13 protein-coding genes and 1 tRNA gene are annotated in these 20511 nt (G+C 70.2%); 8 read left to right on the top strand and 6 right to left on the bottom strand.

Annotated elements, in window-relative coordinates; translation table 11 throughout:
- Nucleotides 1–10: 10 nt before the first annotated feature.
- Nucleotides 11–1195, bottom strand: coding sequence for an FAD-binding oxidoreductase (locus tag HAV40_RS13860; protein WP_166381370.1), 1185 nt, complete (start codon nucleotides 1193–1195; stop codon nucleotides 11–13).
- Nucleotides 1196–1402: 207 nt separating this feature from the next.
- On the opposite strand from HAV40_RS13860, the gene HAV40_RS13855 reads away from it, so the two are divergent.
- The gene (locus HAV40_RS13855) at nucleotides 1403–3514 is read left to right on the top strand and encodes a S9 family peptidase (RefSeq protein WP_166381369.1); all 2112 of its coding nucleotides are present in this window, start codon (nucleotides 1403–1405) and stop codon (nucleotides 3512–3514) included.
- 472 nt (nucleotides 3515–3986) lie between these two features.
- Here HAV40_RS13855 and HAV40_RS13850 read toward each other — a convergent pair whose 3' ends face one another.
- The gene (locus tag HAV40_RS13850) at nucleotides 3987–5831 is read right to left on the bottom strand and encodes a glycoside hydrolase family 6 protein (protein WP_166381368.1); all 1845 of its coding nucleotides are present in this window, start codon (nucleotides 5829–5831) and stop codon (nucleotides 3987–3989) included.
- Nucleotides 5832–6194: 363 nt separating this feature from the next.
- Nucleotides 6195–9044: a hypothetical protein gene (locus tag HAV40_RS13845; protein ID WP_239086050.1), complete on the bottom strand. Its 2850-nt coding sequence runs from the start codon at nucleotides 9042–9044 to the stop codon at nucleotides 6195–6197.
- Between the two features lie 365 nt (nucleotides 9045–9409).
- On the opposite strand from HAV40_RS13845, the gene HAV40_RS13840 reads away from it, so the two are divergent.
- A tRNA-Lys gene (locus tag HAV40_RS13840) sits at nucleotides 9410–9484 on the top strand.
- A gap of 97 nt (nucleotides 9485–9581) precedes the next feature.
- On the opposite strand, the gene HAV40_RS13835 is transcribed toward HAV40_RS13840, so the two are convergent.
- Nucleotides 9582–9836, bottom strand: a complete 255-nt coding sequence (locus HAV40_RS13835) for a hypothetical protein (protein WP_166381366.1) — start codon at nucleotides 9834–9836, stop codon at nucleotides 9582–9584.
- Between the two features lie 41 nt (nucleotides 9837–9877).
- Nucleotides 9878–10600, bottom strand: a complete 723-nt coding sequence (locus HAV40_RS13830; RefSeq protein WP_166381365.1) for a PP2C family protein-serine/threonine phosphatase — start codon at nucleotides 10598–10600, stop codon at nucleotides 9878–9880.
- 358 nt (nucleotides 10601–10958) lie between these two features.
- Between HAV40_RS13830 and HAV40_RS13825 the strand changes: the two genes are divergently transcribed.
- Together HAV40_RS13825 and HAV40_RS13820 are read left to right on the top strand one after the other, a co-directional pair.
- The gene (locus HAV40_RS13825; RefSeq protein ID WP_166381364.1) at nucleotides 10959–11966 is read left to right on the top strand and encodes a helix-turn-helix transcriptional regulator; all 1008 of its coding nucleotides are present in this window, start codon (nucleotides 10959–10961) and stop codon (nucleotides 11964–11966) included.
- 139 nt (nucleotides 11967–12105) lie between these two features.
- Complete coding sequence (locus HAV40_RS13820; protein ID WP_166381363.1) at nucleotides 12106–12309, top strand: hypothetical protein; 204 nt, start codon at nucleotides 12106–12108, stop codon at nucleotides 12307–12309.
- Nucleotides 12310–12368: 59 nt separating this feature from the next.
- On the opposite strand, the gene HAV40_RS13815 is transcribed toward HAV40_RS13820, so the two are convergent.
- Nucleotides 12369–12920: a hypothetical protein gene (locus HAV40_RS13815; RefSeq protein ID WP_166381362.1), complete on the bottom strand. Its 552-nt coding sequence runs from the start codon at nucleotides 12918–12920 to the stop codon at nucleotides 12369–12371.
- A gap of 347 nt (nucleotides 12921–13267) precedes the next feature.
- Here HAV40_RS13815 and HAV40_RS13810 point away from each other — a divergent pair, with 347 nt between their 5' ends.
- The 4 genes from HAV40_RS13810 to idi all read left to right on the top strand — a co-directional run bounded on the left by HAV40_RS13810 (nucleotide 13268) and on the right by idi (nucleotide 20484).
- Entirely contained in the window at nucleotides 13268–15997 is a 2730-nt protein-coding gene (locus HAV40_RS13810; RefSeq protein ID WP_166381361.1) for a cellulose binding domain-containing protein, read from the top strand.
- A 68-nt stretch (nucleotides 15998–16065) separates the two neighbouring features.
- Entirely contained in the window at nucleotides 16066–18339 is a 2274-nt protein-coding gene (locus HAV40_RS13805; protein ID WP_166381360.1) for a WD40/YVTN/BNR-like repeat-containing protein, read from the top strand.
- A gap of 169 nt (nucleotides 18340–18508) precedes the next feature.
- Nucleotides 18509–19936 carry a phytoene desaturase family protein gene (gene crtI, locus HAV40_RS13800; RefSeq protein ID WP_203671184.1) on the top strand — a complete coding sequence of 476 codons (1428 nt, stop codon included), beginning with the start codon at nucleotides 18509–18511 and terminating at the stop codon, nucleotides 19934–19936.
- A complete protein-coding gene (idi, locus tag HAV40_RS13795; RefSeq protein ID WP_166381358.1) occupies nucleotides 19933–20484 on the top strand; it encodes an isopentenyl-diphosphate Delta-isomerase in 552 nt (183 codons plus the stop codon). The genes crtI and idi overlap by 4 nt, the downstream gene beginning before the upstream one ends.
- Nucleotides 20485–20511: the final 27 nt, after the last annotated feature.

Raw genomic sequence — 20511 nt, 5'->3', positions numbered from 1 at the left:
AGCGTACGAATTATGGCACGCGGTATGGCGCCAGCAGCTCACGCAGGTGCGGTGGGGCGGCCTGCACCACAGCGGAGCCGCTGCGCGCCAGCAGCACCTCCCGCAACGTCTCCAGCACCGACACCAGCCGCCCCGCGGGCAGCTCGCCGGGCACCGCGGCCCAGGCCTGCCCGACGCCGATGCTGCCGCGCACCGGCACCGGCGACCCGATCGCGTCGACCAGCGTGTAGCAGACCGAGTGCAGGTCGCCCTCGGGCGCGTACAGCCGCACCGCGACCTCGTCGGGGCGGAACGGGTACTTGCCCCACCACAGCGGGGCCTGCGCGGTCAGGTAGGCGTGCCCGCCGAGGCGGCGCACCAGCATCCGGCCCCGGTCGGCCAGGCCCACGGCCGAGCCCTCCAGCAGCACCGCCATCACGCCGGTGGCGTCGCGCCGCCCGCCCGCCTGCGGGGTGCGGCGGATGCCGGGCATGTCCAGCTCGATCGCGGCCGGGGCGAGGTTGGCGGCCAGCACGTCGTCGCGCAGCGTCGCGACCTGCAGCGGTTGCAGAACAGGACAGACCACCCAGGCCGCGGCCGGGGCGAGCGGGAAGGTCTGCAGCGTCACCGCGACGATCAGGCTCGCCGGGTGCGACCCGCCGGGGTGCGTCCAGCGCAGGTCGAAGACGCTGGACCCGAGCAGCTTGGCGCGGTCGGCCACGGTGGTCACGGTGCCGTCGGGCAGCACCACGGTCGCGTCGACGACCTGCACCGCGGGCGGCCCGTAGAGGTGGGTGAGCGGCCCGAACTCGGCCGCCGCCAGCACCCCGCCGAACGTCGCGCGAGCCGACGGCGGGTCGAGCGCCAGTCGGCGGCCCGACCGGGCGAGCACGTCCTGCGCGGCCGCCACGCCCACCCCCGCGCCGACCGTGAGCTGCTCGGTAGTGGCGTCGTAGCGCAGGTCGGCGAGGTCGGACACGTCCACCAGCAGGTCGACGACCGGCGGCGGGTCGAGCCAGCAGGCTTTGGACCCGTTGCCCCGGGGCAGCACCGTCAGCCCCAGCTCGTGGGCGCGGCTCATCAGCGCGGCGGCCTCGGTGAGGTCTCGCGGGGCGGCGACCCAGCGCACCAGCGCTCCGTCGACGGCGTCCAGCGCGCCCGCCGAGCGCACGGGGCAGCCCAGCCGTAACTCGTCCAGCTCGGATTCCTCACGCACCGGTGCCGTCATCCCCTGCTCCAACCGAAATTGAAGGGCTCGCTCCTGACAGTTCACCCCGCCGGAGGCGGGCTGGCGACACGTGAGACGGAAATCTTCACGCAGCGCACAAAGCTCATTCGTACGTATGTTCGATACTAGTCGTCGAACGCCGGTTCCGGCAATCACCGCTGCCTTCGTACCCAGGCTGCCGGTAGCGTTACCGCCATGACTTCCGATCTCCCCAACGGGCCCGAGACGGCCCCCGTCGCACCGCGGATCGCGAGCACGCGCAGCCATCACGGCGACGACGTCATCGACGAATATGCCTGGCTGGAGACGAAGGACGACCCGGCGGTCACCGCATACCTGGAAGCCGAGAACGCCTGGACCGAGCGTGCCACCGCGCACCTGAGCGGGCTGCGCGAGACGCTGTTCGGCGAGATCAAGGGCCGTACCCAGGAGACCGACCTGTCGGTGCCCGTCCGCAAGGGCGCGTACTGGTACTACGCCCGCACCGTGGCCGGAAAGCAGTACGGCATCCAGTGCCGCCGCCCGGTCGCCCCGGGCGAGACCGCCCCGCCGAGCATCGCCGCCGACGGCACCGCCCCGGCCGACGAGGAGATCCTGCTCGACGGCAACGAGCTGGCCGCCGGGCACGACTTCTTCGCCCTGGGCACGCTCGACGTGACCCCCGACGGGCGGCTGCTGGCCTTCTCCACCGACTACACCGGCGAGGAACGGTTCACGCTCCAGATCAAGGACCTGAGCACGGGCGAGATCCTGCCCGACAGGATCGAGGGCGCGTTCTACGGCAGCGCCTGGTCGGTGGACGGCTCGCAGCTGTTCTACCTGACCGTGGACGACGCCTGGCGTCCGCACCGGGTGTGGCGGCACGCGGTCGGCACGACCGGCGACGACACGCTGGTGCTGGAGGAGGCCGACGAGCGCTTCTGGATCGGCGTCGAGCTGACCCGCTCGCAGCGCTTCATCCAGCTCGACATCCACAGCAAGGTCACCAGCGAGGTCTGGCTGATCCCGGCCGACGACCCCACCGCCGCGCCGACCGTGGTCGCCCCGCGCGTGCAGGGTCTGGAGTACAGCGTCGAGCCGCAGGGCGACCGGCTGCTGATCCTGCACAACCGCGACGCCGCCGACTTCACCCTGGCCCAGGCACCGGTCTCGGACCCGGCCGACTGGCAGGAGCTGATCGGGCACACCCAGGGCGTACGCCTGGAGGGCGTGGACGCCTTCGCCGACCTGTACGTGGTGTCGCTGCGCCGCGAGGGCCTCACCGGCCTGCGCCTGGTCCCCACCGTCACCGAGCCGCGCGACATCACCTTCCCGGAGCCGCTCTACACCGTCGGCCTGTCCGGCAACCCCGACTACCCGACCGACCAGCTGCGCCTGAGCTACACCTCGATGGTCACCCCGGACTCGGTCTTCGACTACGTGGTCGCCACCGGCGAGCTGCTGCTGCGCAAGCGCAAGCCGGTGCTGCCCGGCCCGGACGGCGAGCCGTTCGACCCTGCCCACTACGAGCAGCACCGGGTCTGGGCGACCGCCGACGACAACACCGGCGTGCCGATCTCGCTGGTCTGCAAGGCGGGCACCCCGGTCGACGGCTCCGCGCCGCTGGTCCTGTACGGCTACGGCTCGTACGAGTCGAGCATGGATCCGTGGTTCTCCATCCCGCGCCTGTCGCTGCTCGACCGGGGCGTGGTGTTCGCGGTCGCGCACGTGCGCGGCGGCGGCGAGCTGGGCCGCCACTGGTACGACGACGGCAAGCTGCTGGCCAAGCGCAACACGTTCACCGACTTCGTCGCGTGCGCCCGGCACCTGGCCAAGAGCGGCTGGACCAGCCCCGACCGCATCATCGCGCGCGGCGGCTCGGCCGGTGGCCTGCTGATGGGCGCGGTCGCCAACATCGCGCCGGAGGCGTTCGCGGGCATCGTCGCGCAGGTGCCGTTCGTCGACCCGCTGTCGTCGATCCTCGACCCGTCGCTGCCGCTGACGGTCACCGAGTGGGAGGAGTGGGGCAACCCCCTGGAATCCCCCGAGGTGTACGCGTACATGAAGGCGTACTCGCCGTACGAGAACGTCGCGGACCTGGAGTACCCGCCGATCCTCGCGGTGACCAGCCTGAACGACACCCGCGTGCGCTACAGCGAGCCGGCCAAGTGGGTCGCGGAGCTGCGGCACACCGCCCCGCGCGGCGAGTACCTGCTCAAGACCGAGATGGGCGCCGGGCACGGCGGCCCGTCAGGACGCTACGACGCCTGGAAGGAAGAGGCGTTCGTCGCGGCCTGGATCCTGGACCGGGTCGGCCTCGCCGGCTGACCCGCCCCACTCGCCAACAGCGGCGGCGTCGCGCACCAGCGCGACGCCGCCGCTCTTTTGTAGATTGTTTGACTATTATGTCTGATTTAAAGCACTCCAAACCGGAGGGTCACTATGGTGCGATCATGTCGACATGGGAGCAGGCGTCGAGATAGTCGACGTCACCCGCATCGCCCACGAGGCCGCACTCGTGACCTTCTCCGAGATGGACGTTCGATGAAGACAGCATGATACGGCATTTGTCCGATAGCTACACATAGATAGCTCGGGAGTACTGACTGCCCATTGTGTCCGATTCACTTCTGGCAGCGATACATGGCAAAACTTGCCATCACGCATGTGTCGAAAATCGATCACCCCATCGAACACCATCAACTCCAGCAACGCCGAGAGGCATCCCCCGCGAATTCCGCGCGGAGGATGCCTCTCATGATCACCGGGTCAGAAGATCACCGGATCGATCTGCCGCCAGTCAGGACAGCGGCGGGTAGGCGTTCGCCATCAGCTCGGCGAACTGGGCCGAGAACCACGCGCCCGAGATCGGGGCGTTCGGCAGAGCGCCGGTGAGGTTGTTGCCATTGAGGCCGTTGCCGGTGTACGTCGGGTCGCACATCCGGTCGAAGCCCTTGCCCTCGTTGTTCGGGATCAGCGACGACGAGCCGTCGGACTCGCCCGGAGGCTTGACCCACACGTAGGCGTCGATGCCGGTCGCCGGGTTGGCCCGGGGACGCTCGCCCAGACCCGCGCCGGACTGGTTGCACCAGTTACCGGCGTGGATACGACGGTCGATCCGCGACTGGTTGATGAACGTGTCCACGTTCGTCGACGTCGACGCGGCGGTGGGCCGGTTCGCGCCGCCCCAGCCGTTGCGGGAGGTGTCGATCAGCATGCCGATGTTCGACGGGAAACCCTCGGCGACCAGCCGCGTACGGAACGCCTGCGCGAACGACTGCTCGTCGACGTACTGGTTCCAGTCGATCCACTTGGACTGCCGGACCGAGGTGCCGTTGACCGACGAACCGATCGTGAAGTACGGCTCGACCAGCGCCGAGTAGTTCGCCGTGTTCGCGATGAACCCGTGCACCTTGTCCACGGTGCTGCCCTCGGCGGTGGCGGCGGCCTTGAACTTCAGCGCCGACGGGCCGAAGTTGGTGTCCCAGCCGATCCAGCCGTGGTGGGCGGCGTCGATGTAGTTGTAGACATTCGAGATCGCGCCGAGCTTGTTCAGCGCGTAGCCGACGCCGTTGACGTAGCCGTTGTTGTTGTTCATCGTCTGGCACTTGGGAATGTTGAGGTTCGTGACCAGGTTCGGCAGCGAGTCGATCTCGATGATCGCCACGATGCGCAGCGACGAGTACTTCGCCTGACCCATGATCGCCGCGATCGGGTCGATGTACTCCGACTTGTAACGCGGCAGCTCGTCCACGCCCAGCTCGCCGTTGGAGGCCAGCGCGGCGCAGTCACGACCGGGCAGGTTGTAGATCACGAACTGCACGGTCAGCGGACCGGAACCCGCGTTGGCCTGCCGCAGCGCCTCGTCGAGGTGGTCGGCCAGGCCCATCGACCCGTTCGAGCTGCTGCCCGACGTGCCCGCGATCGCCGCGATCCGGTCCAGCCACACCGCGGTCGAGATGTTGGAGACCCGGCTGCCGCCCGACACGGACGCGGCCTTGGCCGACCACTCCGGGTTGACGTAGCCGCGCGCACCCGAGTACGGGTTGTCGACCTTCACGCCGGGCACCGTCGGGCTCGGCGAGGTGCTGGGGCTCGCGCTCGGGCTGGCCGACGCGCTGGGGCTGGCACTCGGGCTCGCGCTGGCACTCGGCGACGCGCTCGGGCTGGCCGGGGTGCTCGGGCTCGCCGTCGGGGTGACCCCACCGGTCGTACACGCGACGTTGTTCAGTGTGAACGCGGTCGGCTTCGGGTTGCTGCCGGTCCACCGGCCGTTGAAGCCGATGGTCGTCGACGCGCCCGTGGCCAGGCTGCCGTTGTAGGGCAGGCTGGCGCCGGTCACGTTCGCACCGGACGCGCTCCAGGTCGCCGACCAGCCCTGGGTGAACGTCTGCCCGGCCGGGAACGCGAACTTCAGCGTCCAGTTGGTGATCGCGTCACCGGTGTTCTTGACGACCACGGTGCCGGTGAAGCCGCCGCTGCCGGCACCCTCGGTCCAGTCGTTCGTGGTGTACGTGATGTCGCAACCGGGCGCGGCATGCGCCATGGTCGCCGGGATCGTGACAAGGCCGGCGAACACCAGGGTGCTCGCACCGGTCAGCGCGACGAGCTTGCGCCTTCCGGACAGCCGGATCGGGAATTTCATGCCATCTCCTTGGGCGGTGACCGCGCACCCGGCTCGGGACGCGGCTGCGGCACGGACGCGGCCGCGAACGGCCACGGCACAGTGCCGATGAGTGGTACAGACACCCGGCCCGGCGGGCGATGCGCATGCAGAAACGGCTCGTAATCACCGCCGACCCTGCTGGGTTGCCCTCGGCGGTTGATCGCATGGGCGCGCTCCCATACACGATCGAGTGTCATGCTTGCACAGCTGTAGCTGCCAACACAACACCGGATCTCCATCCTTGTATACGCACGGATAGCCGACGCATGGAATCGCTCCCACCGGGCGCTGCCACAGCGATGGCCCGCCCCAGGTCGGGACGGGCCATCGGGAAGGGCACCGTCAGCCGTAGCTGACGGTGAAGTTGTGCGTGGTGTACGCGGTCCACGTGCCGTCGGCCAACCGGCCGCGTACCCAGAGCGAGCGGTAGCCCGCCGACGTGGGCGTGAAGGTGAACGTCGCCGCACCGGCGACGGCCGGAGTCGTCGTCGGCACGCCGTACCACTCCCACTGGTATTCGTACTCGACCACACCGGCCACACCCTCGGTGAAGGTGAACTCGCCGGTCACCCCCACCCCGCCGGAGTAGCCTTCCGCCGGATAGGTGGACGAGGTGACCAGGGGGGCCGTGCCCACCAGGAACGGGTAGTCGGTCTGGGGTGTGTACTCGCCACTGGCCGTCCGGCCCCGAACGGAGAGGACGTTCTCTCCGTTACGGTTCATCGTCAACTGCGTCCGGGTGTAGAAGCCGGTGCTGGGCACCGTGACGACCGGATCGCCGTTGAGCCGGACCTCGTACGTGGCGATGTCGGTCCGCTCGGACCGCAGCGTGAACTCGGCAACCCATCCGAGGCCGCCCGCCGCGCTGTACATGCTGTACGTGCTCGTCACCTCGATGAACGGGTCGATCACCCGGAAGCTGTACTCCCGTGACGCGCTCGTGGCACCGTCGGCGTAGACGGCGGTCACGACCATCAGGTTGTACCCGGTGTGGGTCGGCGCGATGTCAGGTGTCGCCACGCCGTCCGGACCCGCCGGAACGGTGATGTACGTGTCGCTTGGGTAGAAGCTGTATCGGTACTCCACCACGCCGGTCTTGGCCGGGCGGAACGTGAAGCGCCCGGGCTGGCCTGGCTGACCGTGGGCGACGCCACCGTCCTGCGGGTAGTCCTCCGAGGAGACCGACGGACGGTCGCTGACCCGGAACGTGTAGGTCGCGGTCGGCGAGAACGTCCCATCGGCCAGTAGCGCCCGAGCCGTCAGCGCGTTGACGCCCGGGAACGACGGCGCCCACTCGACGGCGGCGCCGTAGACGCTGGCCGGGATGGTCACCTCGGGCTCGTCGTTGAACTGGTAGATGACGCTCACCGCGCCCGGCACGCTGGATCCGAGATAGAAGGTTCCCGGCATGCCGATGGCACCGGCCTCCTCGTTCTGCGGGTAGCTGCCCGACTGGATGAACGGCTTGGCGTCGACGACCTGGAACAGCTGTGTGGTGGTCGTAGAGATCGTGCCGTTCCCGCTGACACTGCGGAAACTCAGCGTCTGCTGTCCGACCTCGGTCGGGGTCCACGCCAGCGTCGCCGACCCGTCGGCTGCCGCCTGCAGCGAGGTGAAGGGGCCGCTGCCGATCGAGTACTCGTACTGGACCACGTCGGAGCGACCTGGCCGCAACGCGAACGTCGACTGGCGGTCCAGCACGCCGAACGGGTCGGAAGCCGTGACGACGGGCTTGTCGGAGACGTCTACGTCCAGCGTGATCGCGCCGACGAGCTGGCTGCCCGCGAAACTGCGAACCCGCACCGTGGTCAGGCCGAGTTGCTGGAACGCGAAATCGACCTGGGCGGTGTGATCGGCGTTCGCCGGCACCCGGACCTCGGCCGCATCCCCGACCTTATAGCCGAACTTGGTGACCGTGTCGATATTTGTGCCGACCGTCAGCCGGCTGGGCAGTCCGACTCCGCCCATGACCACGTTGGCCGTAGGCGCGGTGCTGTTCACCTTGAAGGTGTACACCGTCTGCGGCGACTGGTTACCGGCCGCGTCGACGCTGGTCACGTAGAAGGACTCGCCGTACTGCGGGGTCCACTTGAGGGTGGCGTCGCTGCCCGGTGCCGGCGCGGCCAGATACCGCACCGGTCCGAGGAACTGCCTCCAGTGGAACCCGACCACATCCGCCGAGCCGTTGGCGCTGAACACGAACGTTCCCGGGACGCCCTGGCCGCCGTGCGGCTGGCCGTCGTCGGGATACATCTGCGAGGTCACCGTGGGAGCCACCGGGGCCGTTTTGTCGAGCTTCATATAGCAGCGCTTGGACCAGGCCGAGTAGTCGTAGCCGTCGAAGGCCCGCGCCTGCCAGGCGACGACCGCGCCGTCCTGATACCCCGCCGTGTTCCAGGTGATCTTCGAGGTGCGGGGGAAGAACACGGCTCCGCTCCGCTCCACCCGCTGCTCCTCGTGACCCACCGGCCAGGCCGCGAACTGCGCCGGCCGCGCGTAGTCGATGCTGTCCACGTCGGCGGTGTCGGCCATCATGCGCACCGTGCCGCCGGTCACCGGGACCGGCTTGTCCTCCCGCCCGCAGGCCCAGTCAGGCTTCTCCAGCCCGACCTTCACCACCGTCGGGACGTGGTTGCTGTCGGCGACCAGGTAGGCGTTGACCTTCAGGGAACGCCCGTGCTGCAGGTCGGCCTCCTGGCCCTGAGGAACCCTCATCTCGACGGTGATGCTCTGCTCGTCGCGCTGCGCCAGCTTCTGGACGGCAGCCATGGCATCCCATCCCAGCCAGCCCGCGCAGCCGGACTCCCCGCCTACCTGCGCGACGCCGAGCAGTTCCCGACGGCGAGGGGCGTTGTCCCAGGTGGTCGCAGCTGAGATGGCGTCGACCCGCCACAGTTCGACATAGTGCGGTGTCTCGCAGTTCTGGCGCGTCGCCTCCTCGATCGACACCAACGCCCGGCTGACCACGGTCCCGCGCAGGTGCGAGATGTCGAAGGTGAAATACGACCGGGATCTGTGCTTGAGGCCGTCCGGACCGGTCCAGGCGCCGACGGGCGCGGGTCCTGCCTGGTTGAAGAACGCCTGGCCCGGTGCCCGTGAATCGGTGTACGCCCAGGCTGTGTGCGTGAGGCTGCGAGTCTCCTGTGCGCTCGCCGGAGCGGCGGTGACGCTGACGAGACCAGTGGCGAGCATCGTTGCCAGTGAAGCAGCGAGCAATCTGTCTGCGCGCAAGCTGAAGTCACTCTCCCCGTTGGTTACGGCGTGACTGCCGTGTCGCGGGCAGCATATTCATCAGATACGACGTTGCACACAGCCGCAGATCCACAACAGACCTGTCGAACGGGCTGTCGCGCAAGCGCTTCGGTGCGCAGGTCGCCTACCGCCTGACGACGCCCGATCGGCAAGGAGGAACGCGGGAGGAGACACACGCTTCGCCTGCGGCGCCGGTCTGGATTCAAGAAGCTGACGAAATTTCGGAAACGGACAAGAGGTGCAAGATCTGGCACCCCTCCTACTCGGTGGGGGCGAAAGGGGTCATCGGGTACCCTGACGGGCACGGGCTGCTAGCTCAATGGCAGAGCTGCGGACTTTTAATCCGTAGGTTCAGGGTTCGAGTCCCTGGCGGCCCACCAACGCACCACGTCGAAGGCCCTCCCGGGTGACCGGAGAGGGCCTTTTGATCTTCGGCACAGCAGCCGAGTACGGCGGCAGAGCATGCCAGGACGCCCGCTATGCGGCTTTCCCGTCCTTCAGCAACCGACGGGTCAGCTCCTGCTCCTTCAGCTCCCTGACGACCGCCTCTCCCACGGCGAGAACAACCGCCCAGGTGAGGACGAACAGACTGACCATCAACAGCGCCAGTTCCTGACCCCGGTCGCCGACGTCGGCCGACAGCAGCTCGCCGCAGCTGATCATCAAGAGCACCAGCCCGGCCACACCGAACCAGATCGCGACCCTACCCAGGATTGACTTCTCCGGCTTCATGAGTTCGGCACGCTAACAGGTATGCGCCACCGCCCAGCCGGTCAGAAGGCGTACGCCGTGACGTCCGCGACGACCACCGTCACGTTGTCCGGGGCCCCGGCGGCGAGCGCGAGTTTGATCAGCCGGTCGGCGATGGCCTCCGCGTCGGTGTACCCGCCCAGGACCTCGGCCAGCGCCTCGTCGGTGACGATGTCGGACAGGCCGTCGCTGCACAGCAGCAACCGGTCGCCGATCTCCAGGTTCAGCGTGGTGACCGTCGGCGTGAACTCCCGCCCCTGCACCGCCTGGGTGATGATCGAGCGGTGCGGGTGGTGCCGCACCTCCTCGGGGGCGAGCAGCCCGCGCTCGACCATCGCCTGGACCAGCGTGTCGTCGACGGTGAGCTGGCGGAGCCTGCCGCCGCGTACCAGGTAGCCCCGGGAGTCGCCGACGTGCAGCAGGGTCGCGTCGTCGGGGCCGAGCAGCACGGCGGTGAGCGTGGTGCCCATACCGTCGATGGCGGGTTCGGCCTCGATGGCCTCGCGGATGCGGCGGTTGGCCACGGCGAGTTCGGCCAGTAGCACGTCGGCGCCGTGGCGGGTGCCGTCCTGCTCCAGCGGGGCCAGGGTCTCGATGACGATCCGGCTGGCCACCTCGCCTGACGGGGAGCCGCCGACACCGTCGGCCACCGCCAGGAAACGCCTGCCCGCGAACGCCGAGTCCTCGTTGTTCTCACGGACGAGTCCGGCATCGGTGCGGGCGACGGCGTGCAGGCTCAGGGTCATGGTGCATAGCCTGCCTACTGAGACGCGGTTTGTCTTTAAGCAGTAGTACTTATCCCTGCGGGATCTCGGCCGTCGAGTGCTCGCCGCGCCCCGGCCGGGGCCGCAGTGATCCACTCTGAGCTGCATCTTTGCAGGGCTGCGGCCACAGGCAGCGGACGTGGGCCGGTTCGGTACTGTCCGGGTCCGGGGTCGCGGCGTGTCAAAGGACACCGCTCCCTGGGTCATGCATCGGGCGCGTCGCGGCGGGGCCGGGTCGCGAGGCCCCGCCAGTCGGTCGGTGATGGGCGGCCGTCCCGTTGGGCGCGAGCGCTCGCAGGTCAGCAGTAGTGGCCGTGACGTTGGTACGTATGGTGAACCGATGACGCCGGTGCCGATGGTGGGACGCGCGGCCGAGCTGGCAGAGCTCGTCCGGCGGTGGTCCCGTGTCCGGGACGGCGGTCCCACGCCCGCCACAGTGGTGTCGATCACCGGCGCGGCCGGGATCGGCAAGTCCCGGCTGGTCACCAGCGCGCTCGCGGCGTTCTCGCCGGGTCCGGCCACGGTGCTGTACGGCGTGGCGCGGCTGCATACGCCCGCGCCCTATGACTGGCTGGCGGCGGTGCTGTGCGGGCGGGACACCCGCGAGCTGCCGGTGCCCGCGGACGGACTGGCCTGGCTGGCGCAGGACCCGCACGCGCCGAGCGAGCGGTACGCCCCCGGCGCGCTGCTGCGGCTCGCGGTGCGTACGGTGCGGGCGCTGGTCGGGACCGGGCCGGCGGTGCTGGTCGTCGAGGATCTGCACGCGCTGGACCCGGCCAGCCTGAACCTGGTCGGCGAGCTGGCGGCCGCGCCGGACCTGCCCGCACTGATCCTGGCGACCAGCCGCCCGCCGGATGCCGCTGACTCGCCGGAGCTGGTCGCTCGGACGCTGGCGCGGCTGTCGGGCGCACCGGGGGCGGTCCGTCAGCACCTCGGCCCGCTGGTGCCGGACGATGTCGCGCGGATCGTCACCCAGGTGCACGGCCCGGTTCCGGAGCACCTGGCCGGGGCGGTCTGCGAGCGGACCGGCGGCAACCCGTACTGGCTGGTGGAGTTGCTGGCGGCGACGGCCGGGCGGGGTCCGCAGGCACTGCTTGACGAGCCGATGCCGGCTCATCTGCGGCCGGGCGCGGTATCGGCCGGGTGGGACGTGCGCGAGTCGGCCGAGCTGACAGTGCGGGAGCGGGAGGTGCTGGACTGCCTTGCGGCGGGCATGTCCAACAAGCAGATGGCCCGCACCTTGGACATCTCGATCCGGACGGTCGCCGTGCACGTGTCGAACCTGCTGCGCAAGACGGGTTCGGCCTCACGGACCGAGGCGGCGCTGTGGGCAGTCCGGCGCGGTTGACGGCTGTGGCGGCGGTTGGCGTCGAGGGAGCAGGCGCAGGCGCGCCACCGGGGAGACACTTGCCGCCCGACTTACCCGGTTTGCGCACTTTGCTTCGCTAAGCTAACGATACGCCCGTGCCGTCTAGCCAGGGGGATCAGTGCAGCTCACGTTCATCCGCAAGACCGTGCTGTCCGGAGACACCAACTGCCCGTCGCTGTACCGGACCGACCGGGACACGTTCGTGGTCCAGGGGTGGCGGGTCACCGACCCGGAGGCGCTGGGTCAGCTCGACATCCCGGCACACGAGACCGTCGTGGAGGTCCCCTCCGACGTGCTCGCGGAGATCGCCCGCAACCTCTAGACGCGAAGAAGGGCACCTTCCCCGACGCGGAACGCCAGGGAAGGTGCCCTGCTGCTGTCTCAGTCTTCGAGCTCTTCGACGAGGTCCTCGTCGGAGCGGCGCGACCGGCTGCGGCGGCGGCGGATGGACGGCATGGCCATCACGAAGCCGACCTCGCGGCGGCGGCGGTAGTGGTGGCGGCGGCGCGGGCCGGCGATGGCGTACACGATCGACGTGATGACGCCGAAGACGACGTAGACGCCGAGGATGACGATGCCACCGGCGTCCTTGATGCCGAAGACGGCACCGTCGCCGAACAGCGGCAGGATCAGCATTGCCAGCACCAGCCAGGTGATCATGCCCCAGACCAGGCCGACACCGACCGCGGGGACGATCTGGCCGCGGATGAACTTGCCGACGAACGCGCCGAACAGGCCGCCGGCCGCGCCGGCCACCATCAGCACCATGACCCATGCCGTCGAGGCCTCGACCTCGCCGACGAGCTGGGCGTACGGCTTGATGTGGCTGGTGATCTGCAGCGCGAGCGCCAGGAACAGGCCGCCGGCGACACCGCCGACCACGCCGGCGCCGGTGCGGCTGACCAGGTTCACCTGAGGGGTGTATTCACTCATGAGCGAGCTCCGGAGGGGTTGAGGGATCGCGGGCAGACCTTACAACGCCCGAGCAAGCCGCACCTAGCCATTGTCTCCTATGTGATCTAAGGGGCCGGGTCTGCCGCGAGCCCACCGAAGGGGCACATCGGACACGAGTTCGTTGGCACATCAAACTATTGACATGCCTGTGACGGGCGTGTGAACCTCTCCACGGGACCGGTGCGCGCAACCGAGGGCAGTCCCGCGCCACGCATTCGCACGTTCTGTCGCCGTTGCCGGCACAGGCGGTGCGGCGGTGAACACTGCCCGGGACCCGCCCCGTCACCTGTGCGCCAGCGGCACCGTCCCCCACTGGAGTGCCACAGATGCAACCCCGTGCCCGAAGAACCCGCACCCTCGCCGGGACCCTCGCCGCCACCCTGACGGCGGGCGCGCTGGCGGTCGTCACCCAGCTGGCCGGGGGCACCCCGGCCGCGGCCGCCTCGTCCGAGCCGTACACCTGGAAGAACGTTCGTATCGACGGTGGCGGGTTCGTGCCCGGCATCATCTTCAACCCGACCGAGCAGAACCTGATCTACGCGCGCACCGACATCGGCGGCGCGTACCGCTGGAACCAGTCCACGAGCAGCTGGATCCCGCTGCTGGACTTCGCGGGCTGGGACCACTGGAACTACAACGGCGTGCTCAGCCTGGCCACCGACCCGGTGCAGACCAGCAAGGTGTACGCCGCGGTCGGCATGTACCTCAACAGCTGGGACCCGAACAACGGCGCCATCCTGCGCTCCTCGGACAAGGGCGCCACCTGGGCCGCCACCACGCTGCCGTTCAAGGTCGGCGGGAACATGCCCGGCCGCGGCATGGGTGAGCGCCTGGTCGTCGACCCGAACCGCAACAGCACGCTGTACTTCGGCGCGGAGGCCGGCAACGGCCTGTGGCGCAGCACCGACTCGGGCGTGACCTGGTCGAAGGTCACGAACTTCCCGAACGCGGGCAACTACGTGCAGGACCCGGCCGACACCAACGACTACCTGAACTACAGCCAGGGCATCGGCTGGGTGGCTTTCGACAAGTCCACCGGCAGCGCGGGCAGCACCACGCAGACGATCTACGTGGACGTCGCGGACCTGCAGAACACCGTGTACCGCAGCCTCAACGGCGGCACCAGCTGGGAGCGCGTGGCCAACCAGCCGACCGGCTACCTGGCCCACCAGGGCGAGATCGCGGGCGGCTACCTCTACATCACCACCAGCGACAAGGGCGGCCCGTACGACGGCGGCCACGGCGACGTGTGGAAGATGCAGCTGTCGACCGGCGCGTGGACCCAGATCAGCCCGGTCCCGTCGAGCGACACGGGCAACAACTACTTCGGCTACTCGGGCCTGTCGGTCGACCGGCAGAACCCGAACACGCTGATGGTCACCGCCTACAGCTCCTGGTATCCGGACACGTTCATCTGGCGCAGCACCGACGGCGGCGCGACCTGGCGGCAGTTCTACGACTACGCCTGGCCGAACCGGACCAACCGCTACACGCTGAACATCTCCGGCGTGCCGTGGCTGGACTTCAACGAGCAGAAGTCGGCCCCCGAGCAGTCGCCGAAGCTGGGCTGGATGACCGAGGCGCTGGAGATCGACCCGTTCAACGCCAACCGGATGCTGTTCGGAACCGGCGCGACGATCTACGGGACCACGAACCTCACCGCGCTGGACACCGGCGGCACGGTCGCCCTGAGCCCGTTCATCAAGGGCCTGGAGGAGACCGCGGTGCTGGACCTGATCAGCCCGCCGACCGGCGGCGCTCCGCTGATCTCCGGCGTCGGCGACATCGGCGGCTTCCGGCACACCAGCCTGGACGTCGTCCCCGACATGTTCGACATGCCGTACTTCGGCAGCACGAACAGCCTCGACTACGCCGAGCTGAACCCGAGTTACGTGGTCCGGGTCGGCAAGGGCGCGCGCACCGCCAACGGGCAGACCAACATCGGCGTGTCCTCCGACGGCGGCGCGAACTGGTGGTCGGGCGGCTCGCCGAGCGGAGCGCAGGGCGGCACCGTAGCGCTCAACGCCAACGGCACCCGCGTGGTGTGGAGCACCGAGGCCAACGGCGTCTTCTACGCCACCAGCTTCGGCGGCGGCTTCAGCCAGGCCACCGGCGCGCCCGCCACGGCGAAGGTCGAGTCGGACCGGGTCAACCCGAACAAGTTCTACGCCCTGTACAACGGCACCTTCTACGTGAGCACCAACGGCGGGCAGAGCTTCACGAGCACCGCCACCGGGCTGGGCGCGACCGGCAACTTCAAGGCGATGCCGGGCGTCGAGGGCGAGATCTGGCTGGCCGGGGAGACCGGCGTGTACCGGTCGACGAACTCGGGCACGTCGTTCACCAAGTTCGCCGCGTCGGCCAGCGGCGTGGGCATCGGCTTCGGCAAGGCCGCCCCGGGCCGCACCAACATGGCGGTCTACACCATGGCCACCATCGACGGCGTACGCGGCGTGTACCGCTCCAACGACGTCGGCGCGACCTGGGTCCGCATCAACGACGCGCAGCACCAGTACGGCAACGCCGGCGACGCGATCACCGGCGACCCGCGCACGTACGGCCGCGTCTACCTGGGCACCAACGGACGGGGCATCATCTACGGCGATTCCACGGTGACCCCGTCGAGCCCGCCCGCGAGCCCGTCGGCGTCGGCCTCGGCATCCCCGTCGCCGTCCGCCTCGCCCAGCGCGTCACCGCGCCCGTCGGCGTCGCCGTCGGCCTCACCCAGCCCGTCCGGGCCGGGCGGCAAGGCGTGTACGGCGACGTACCAGGTGCTCAACTCCTGGCCCGGCGGGTTCACCGGTGAGCTGAAGGTGACCAGCACCGGCACGGTCGCCACGACCGGCTGGCGGGTCAACTTCACCTTCACCGCCGGACAGGTCATCTCGCAGATGTGGGGCGGCGTCAAGACCCAGACCGGGTCCGCGGTGCAGGCCGTCAACGAGGGCTACAACGGCGCGCTCGCGCCCGCGGCCAGTACGACGGCGGGCTTCAACGCCTCCTGGAACAGCAGCTCCAACCCGATCCCGTCGCCGGTGACCTGCACGGCGCTGTGATCGCCCCCTGAGAACCGAGGCGTCCCCCAGCCGGGGGACGCCTCGCTCGTGCGTGGAGAGGAAGCAGAATGAACGAGGCACGGATCTCCCGGCGCGGCCTGCTGGGCGCGGCCGGAGCGGTCGGCGTCGCCGCCGGAGCGGGTCTGCTCGGCGCGCCCGCGCTGGCCGGGGGCAGGGGCTACCGCTGGGACAACGTCGAGGTCGTCGGTGGCGGCTTCGTCCCCGGCATCGTGTTCAACCAGTCCGAACCCGGCCTGGTGTACGCCCGCACCGACATCGGCGGGGCGTACCGCTGGCAGCCGTCCACGAGCCGGTGGGTGCCGCTGCTGGACTGGGTGGGCTGGGAGAAGTGGGGCTGGTCGGGGGTGGCGAGCCTGGCCACCGACGCCCGCGACCCGGACCGGGTATACGCGGCCGTCGGGACGTACACCAACGACTGGGACCCGAACAACGGGGCGATCCTGCGCTCGCGTGACCGGGGCCGCACCTGGAAGGTCACCGAGCTGCCGTTCAAGCTGGGCGGCAACATGCCTGGCCGGGGCATGGGCGAGCGCCTGGCCATCGACCCGCACCGCAACGAGGTGCTCTACCTGGGCGCGCCGAGCGGGCAAGGGCTGTGGCGCAGCACCGACCACGGCGAGCGCTGGGCGCGGGTCACCGCGTTCCCGAATCCGGGCACGTACCGGGCGGACCCGAACGACACCAGCGGCTACTCCAGCGACCTGCAGGGCGTGGTCTGGGTGGTGTTCGACCCGCGTACCGGGGGCCGCCGGCGGCGCACGCAGACGATCTACGCGGGCGTGGCCGACAAGGACAACCCGCTCTACCGCTCCACCGACGGCGGGGTCAGCTGGGCCGCGGTGCCGGGCGCGCCGACCGGGCACGTGCCGCACAAGGGCGTGCTCGACCACGTGGGCGGGTACCTCTACCTGGCCACCAGTGATACCGGCGGGCCGTACGACGGCGGTTCGGGCAAGGTCTGGAAGCTCGACACGGCCACCGACGCCTGGACCGACGTGACCCCGGAGAACGGCGGCTGGGGCTACTCCGGTCTGACGATCGACCGGCAGCGCCCCGGCACTCTGCTCGTCGCCACGCAGATCGCCTGGTGGCCGGATGTGGTGTTCTTCCGCACCACCGACGGCGGCGCGAGCTGGACCCGGTCGTGGGACTGGGGCGACTGGCCGAACCGGATCAAGCGCTACGACCTCGACATCACCGACGCGCCCTGGCTGACCTGGAACGCGACCCCGCCGCTGCCGGAGGAGGCACCGAAGCTGGGCTGGATGACGGAGTCCCTGGAGATCGACCCGTTCGACTCGGACCGGCTGCTCTACGGCACCGGTGCGACGGTCTACGCGACGGACAACCTCACCGACTGGGACACCGGCGGGACCGTACACATCGAGGTGCGGGCCCGTGGCCTGGAGGAGACGGCGGTGCTCGACCTGGTCAGCCCGCCGGTGGGCGCGCACCTGATCTCGGCGCTCGGCGACGTGGGCGGCTTCGTGCACCACGACTTCGCGCAGCCGGGCCTGATGTTCGCCAATCCCACCCACGGCAGCACCACCGGCCTGGACTTCGCCGCGCTGGTGCCGGGCACGGTGGTGCGGGTGGGCAACCCGACGGGCGGCGAGCGCTTCGGCATCTCGTACGACGGCGGCGCGACCTGGACCCCGGCGGCGTCGCAGCCGGACGGCATCACCGGCGGCGGCAAGGTCGCGGTGAACGCCGAAGGCACCCGCGTGCTCTGGTCGCCCGACGGCGTGGCCGTGCACTGCTCCACCGACGGCGGCGCGACCTGGGCGCCCAGCTCAGGCGTGCCCGCCGGGGTACGGGTCGAGGCGGACCGGGTCGACCCCGCCCGGATGTACGCCTTCGCCGCCGGGACGTTCCACGTCAGCGCGGACGGCGGGGCCACCTTCACCGCCGGGGCGACCGGCCTGCCCGCCGAGGGCGATGTGCGCTTCCAGGCGGTGCCGGGGTTCGCCGGGCACATCTGGCTGGCGGGCGGCAAGACCGGCGGGGTGTACGGCATGTGGCGCTCCACCGACGGCGGCAGCACGTTCACACAGGTCGCGGGCGTGGACGAGGCCGACAACGTGGGCTTCGGCAAGGCCGCCCCGCACCGGCCGTATCCGGCGATCTTCACCAGCGCCAAGGTCCGCGGGGTCCGTGGGATCTTCCGCTCCGACGACGCCGGACGGCACTGGATCCGGCTGAACGACGACCGCCACCAGTGGGCGTGGACCGGGGCGGTCGTCATCGGCGACCCGCGGGTGCACGGCCGGGTCTACGTGGGCACCAACGGCCGCGGCATCATCGTCGGCGAACCTCACTGACCTGCATGAACAACCCTCCGTCGCGCCCGGATCGCCGGTCGGTCCGACCGGTATCGCACCGATCCGGGTGCGGCGGAGGGCTTTTCGCGACATGTCAGATATCGGGCAAACGGCACACATCGCCGCCTGTTTGGCGTGTCAGTCCGGCCGAACGTGCCACCATGATTTCGTGCGAAGCGTAATGGGGCCGACAAATCATGTGATTGTCGTCGGCGCAGGATTGGGTGGGTTGTCCTGCGCGCTGCACCTCGCCGGGGCAGGCCGCGAGGTGACCGTGATCGAGCGTTCCGGCAACCCCGGCGGCCAGGTCGGCGTGCTGGAACTCGACGGGCACCGGTTCGACACCGGCCCCACGATGATCACCGCACCGGACCTGCTGGCCGAACCGCTGGCCGCGGTCGGCGAGCACCTGCACGACTGGATCGAGCTGATCCGCCTCGACCCGGCCTACCGGGCCCACTTCCCCGACGGCACCACGCTGGACGTGCACGCCGACACGGACAGGATGGTCGCGGCCATCGCGAAGCTCTGCGGCGGCAAGGAGGCCGCAGGCTACCTGCGCTTCCTGCGCTGGGCGCGGCGGCTCCAGCAGTTCGAGCGGCGCGACCCGGCCGGCCACTGGCGCACCCTGGCCACCGAGGGGGCCCGGCGGCGGCTCACCGAGTTCTTCGACGACCCGCGTACGCAGCGGCTGTTCTCCTTCCGCAACCTGTTCACCGGCCGCGACCACCAGTCCGCGTCCTACTTGGACACCGTCACCGAGGTCTGGTACCCGCGCGGCGGCATGAACGCGGTCCCCAAGGCGCTGGCCGCCGCGGCCGAGAAGCACGGCGTGAACTTCCGCTACCACACCGACGTGACCTCGGTGGAGACCCGCGCGGGGCGGGCCGTCGCGGTGCACACCGCCGACGGCGAGCGCCTGACCGCCGACACCATCGTGCTCAACCCCGACCTGCCCGCCGCGTACGGGCTGCTGCCCGGCCTGCCGCCCGCCCGGCTGCGGCGGCTGACCCCGTCGCCGTCGTGCGTCGTGCTGCACCTGGGCACCCGCGACGACCGTGGCGGCTACCAGCGCATCGCCCACCACAACCTGCACTTCGGCCGCTCCTGGCGGCAGACCTTCGACGAGGTCGTCAACCGTGGCGAGCTGATGAGCGACCCGTCGATCCTGGTCACCAACCCGAGCCGGACCGACCCCACGGCCGCCCCGCCCGGCCGCCAGACCTACCAGGTGGTCGCGCCCGTGCCGAACCTGCGCACCGCACCCGTGCGCTGGGACGGGCCGGTCGGCCGCCGCTACGCCGGGGAGCTGCTGGCCACCCTCGAAGCCCGGGGCTATCTCGACATCGGCGCCGACCTGGCGCTGTCCTATGTGGTGACCCCCGACGACTGGGCCCGCCAGGGCATGGCCCACGGCACGCCGTTCGCCAGCGCCCACACGCTGCGTCAGAGCGGGCCCCTGCGACCGGGTAACCTTCATCCAACCCTGAGTAACGTCGTCTTCACCGGGTCCGGCACCCGCCCCGGCGTCGGCGTTCCCATGGTGCTGATCTCGGGCCGTTCCGCGGCCCGCCGAGTGGTCGGAGCACGCGCATGAGGTCACGGGAAGAAGATCTGGTCGAGCTGGTCGACGACAACGGCGCGCCCTGCGGCAAGGCCACCGTCTCCCACGCGCACACCGCCCCCGGCATCCGGCACCGCGCCTTCTCGGTGCACCTGCTCGACGCGCAGGGCCGCCTGCTGCTCCAGCAGCGCGCCGCCGTGAAGACCCGGTTCGCGCTGCGCTGGGCCAACGCGGCCTGCGGCCACCCCGGCCCCGGCGAGGACCTGGTCACCGCCGCCGCCCGCCGCCTGGCGGAGGAGATCGGCGTGCGCGGCGTCACCCTCACCGAGATCGGCGTGTACGCCTACCGCGCCGTCGACCCGTCCACCGACCGCGTCGAGGACGAGTACGACCACGTGCTGCTCGGCATCCTCGGCCCCGGCACGGAGCCCCCGCGCCCCGATCCGGCCGAGGTCGCGGCGCTGCGCTGGGTGCACCCCACCGATCTGCTCGCCTCGCTGGACGAACGTCCCGACGACTACGCCCCCTGGCTCGCCGGGGTCACCGCGGTGGCGGTCCCCGCGCTCGGCGAGGTGCCCTGAACCGCAATCCTCGCCCCATTTCGCCAC

The organism is Catellatospora methionotrophica, assembly GCF_011297335.1.
Taxonomy (GTDB): Bacteria; Actinomycetota; Actinomycetes; order Mycobacteriales; family Micromonosporaceae; genus Catellatospora; species Catellatospora methionotrophica.
Note: the sequence above shows the minus strand (reverse complement) of the source record. Positions and strands in the feature narration are given on the sequence as shown.

Bases quoted from the DNA above. Each gene is read 5' to 3' on its own strand.
- HAV40_RS13855 (WP_166381369.1), top strand. From the start codon at position 1,403: ATGACTTCCGATCTCCCCAACGGGCCCGAGACGGCCCCCGTCGCACCG.
- HAV40_RS13850 (WP_166381368.1), bottom strand. From the start codon at position 5,831: ATGAAATTCCCGATCCGGCTGTCCGGAAGGCGCAAGCTCGTCGCGCTG.
- HAV40_RS13845 (WP_239086050.1), bottom strand. From the start codon at position 9,044: ATGCTCGCCACTGGTCTCGTCAGCGTCACCGCCGCTCCGGCGAGCGCA.
- HAV40_RS13835 (WP_166381366.1), bottom strand. From the start codon at position 9,836: ATGAAGCCGGAGAAGTCAATCCTGGGTAGGGTCGCGATCTGGTTCGGT.
- HAV40_RS13830 (WP_166381365.1), bottom strand. From the start codon at position 10,600: ATGACCCTGAGCCTGCACGCCGTCGCCCGCACCGATGCCGGACTCGTC.
- HAV40_RS13825 (WP_166381364.1), top strand. From the start codon at position 10,959: ATGACGCCGGTGCCGATGGTGGGACGCGCGGCCGAGCTGGCAGAGCTC.
- HAV40_RS13815 (WP_166381362.1), bottom strand. From the start codon at position 12,920: ATGAGTGAATACACCCCTCAGGTGAACCTGGTCAGCCGCACCGGCGCC.
- HAV40_RS13810 (WP_166381361.1), top strand. From the start codon at position 13,268: ATGCAACCCCGTGCCCGAAGAACCCGCACCCTCGCCGGGACCCTCGCC.
- HAV40_RS13805 (WP_166381360.1), top strand. From the start codon at position 16,066: ATGAACGAGGCACGGATCTCCCGGCGCGGCCTGCTGGGCGCGGCCGGA.
- idi (WP_166381358.1), top strand. From the start codon at position 19,933: ATGAGGTCACGGGAAGAAGATCTGGTCGAGCTGGTCGACGACAACGGC.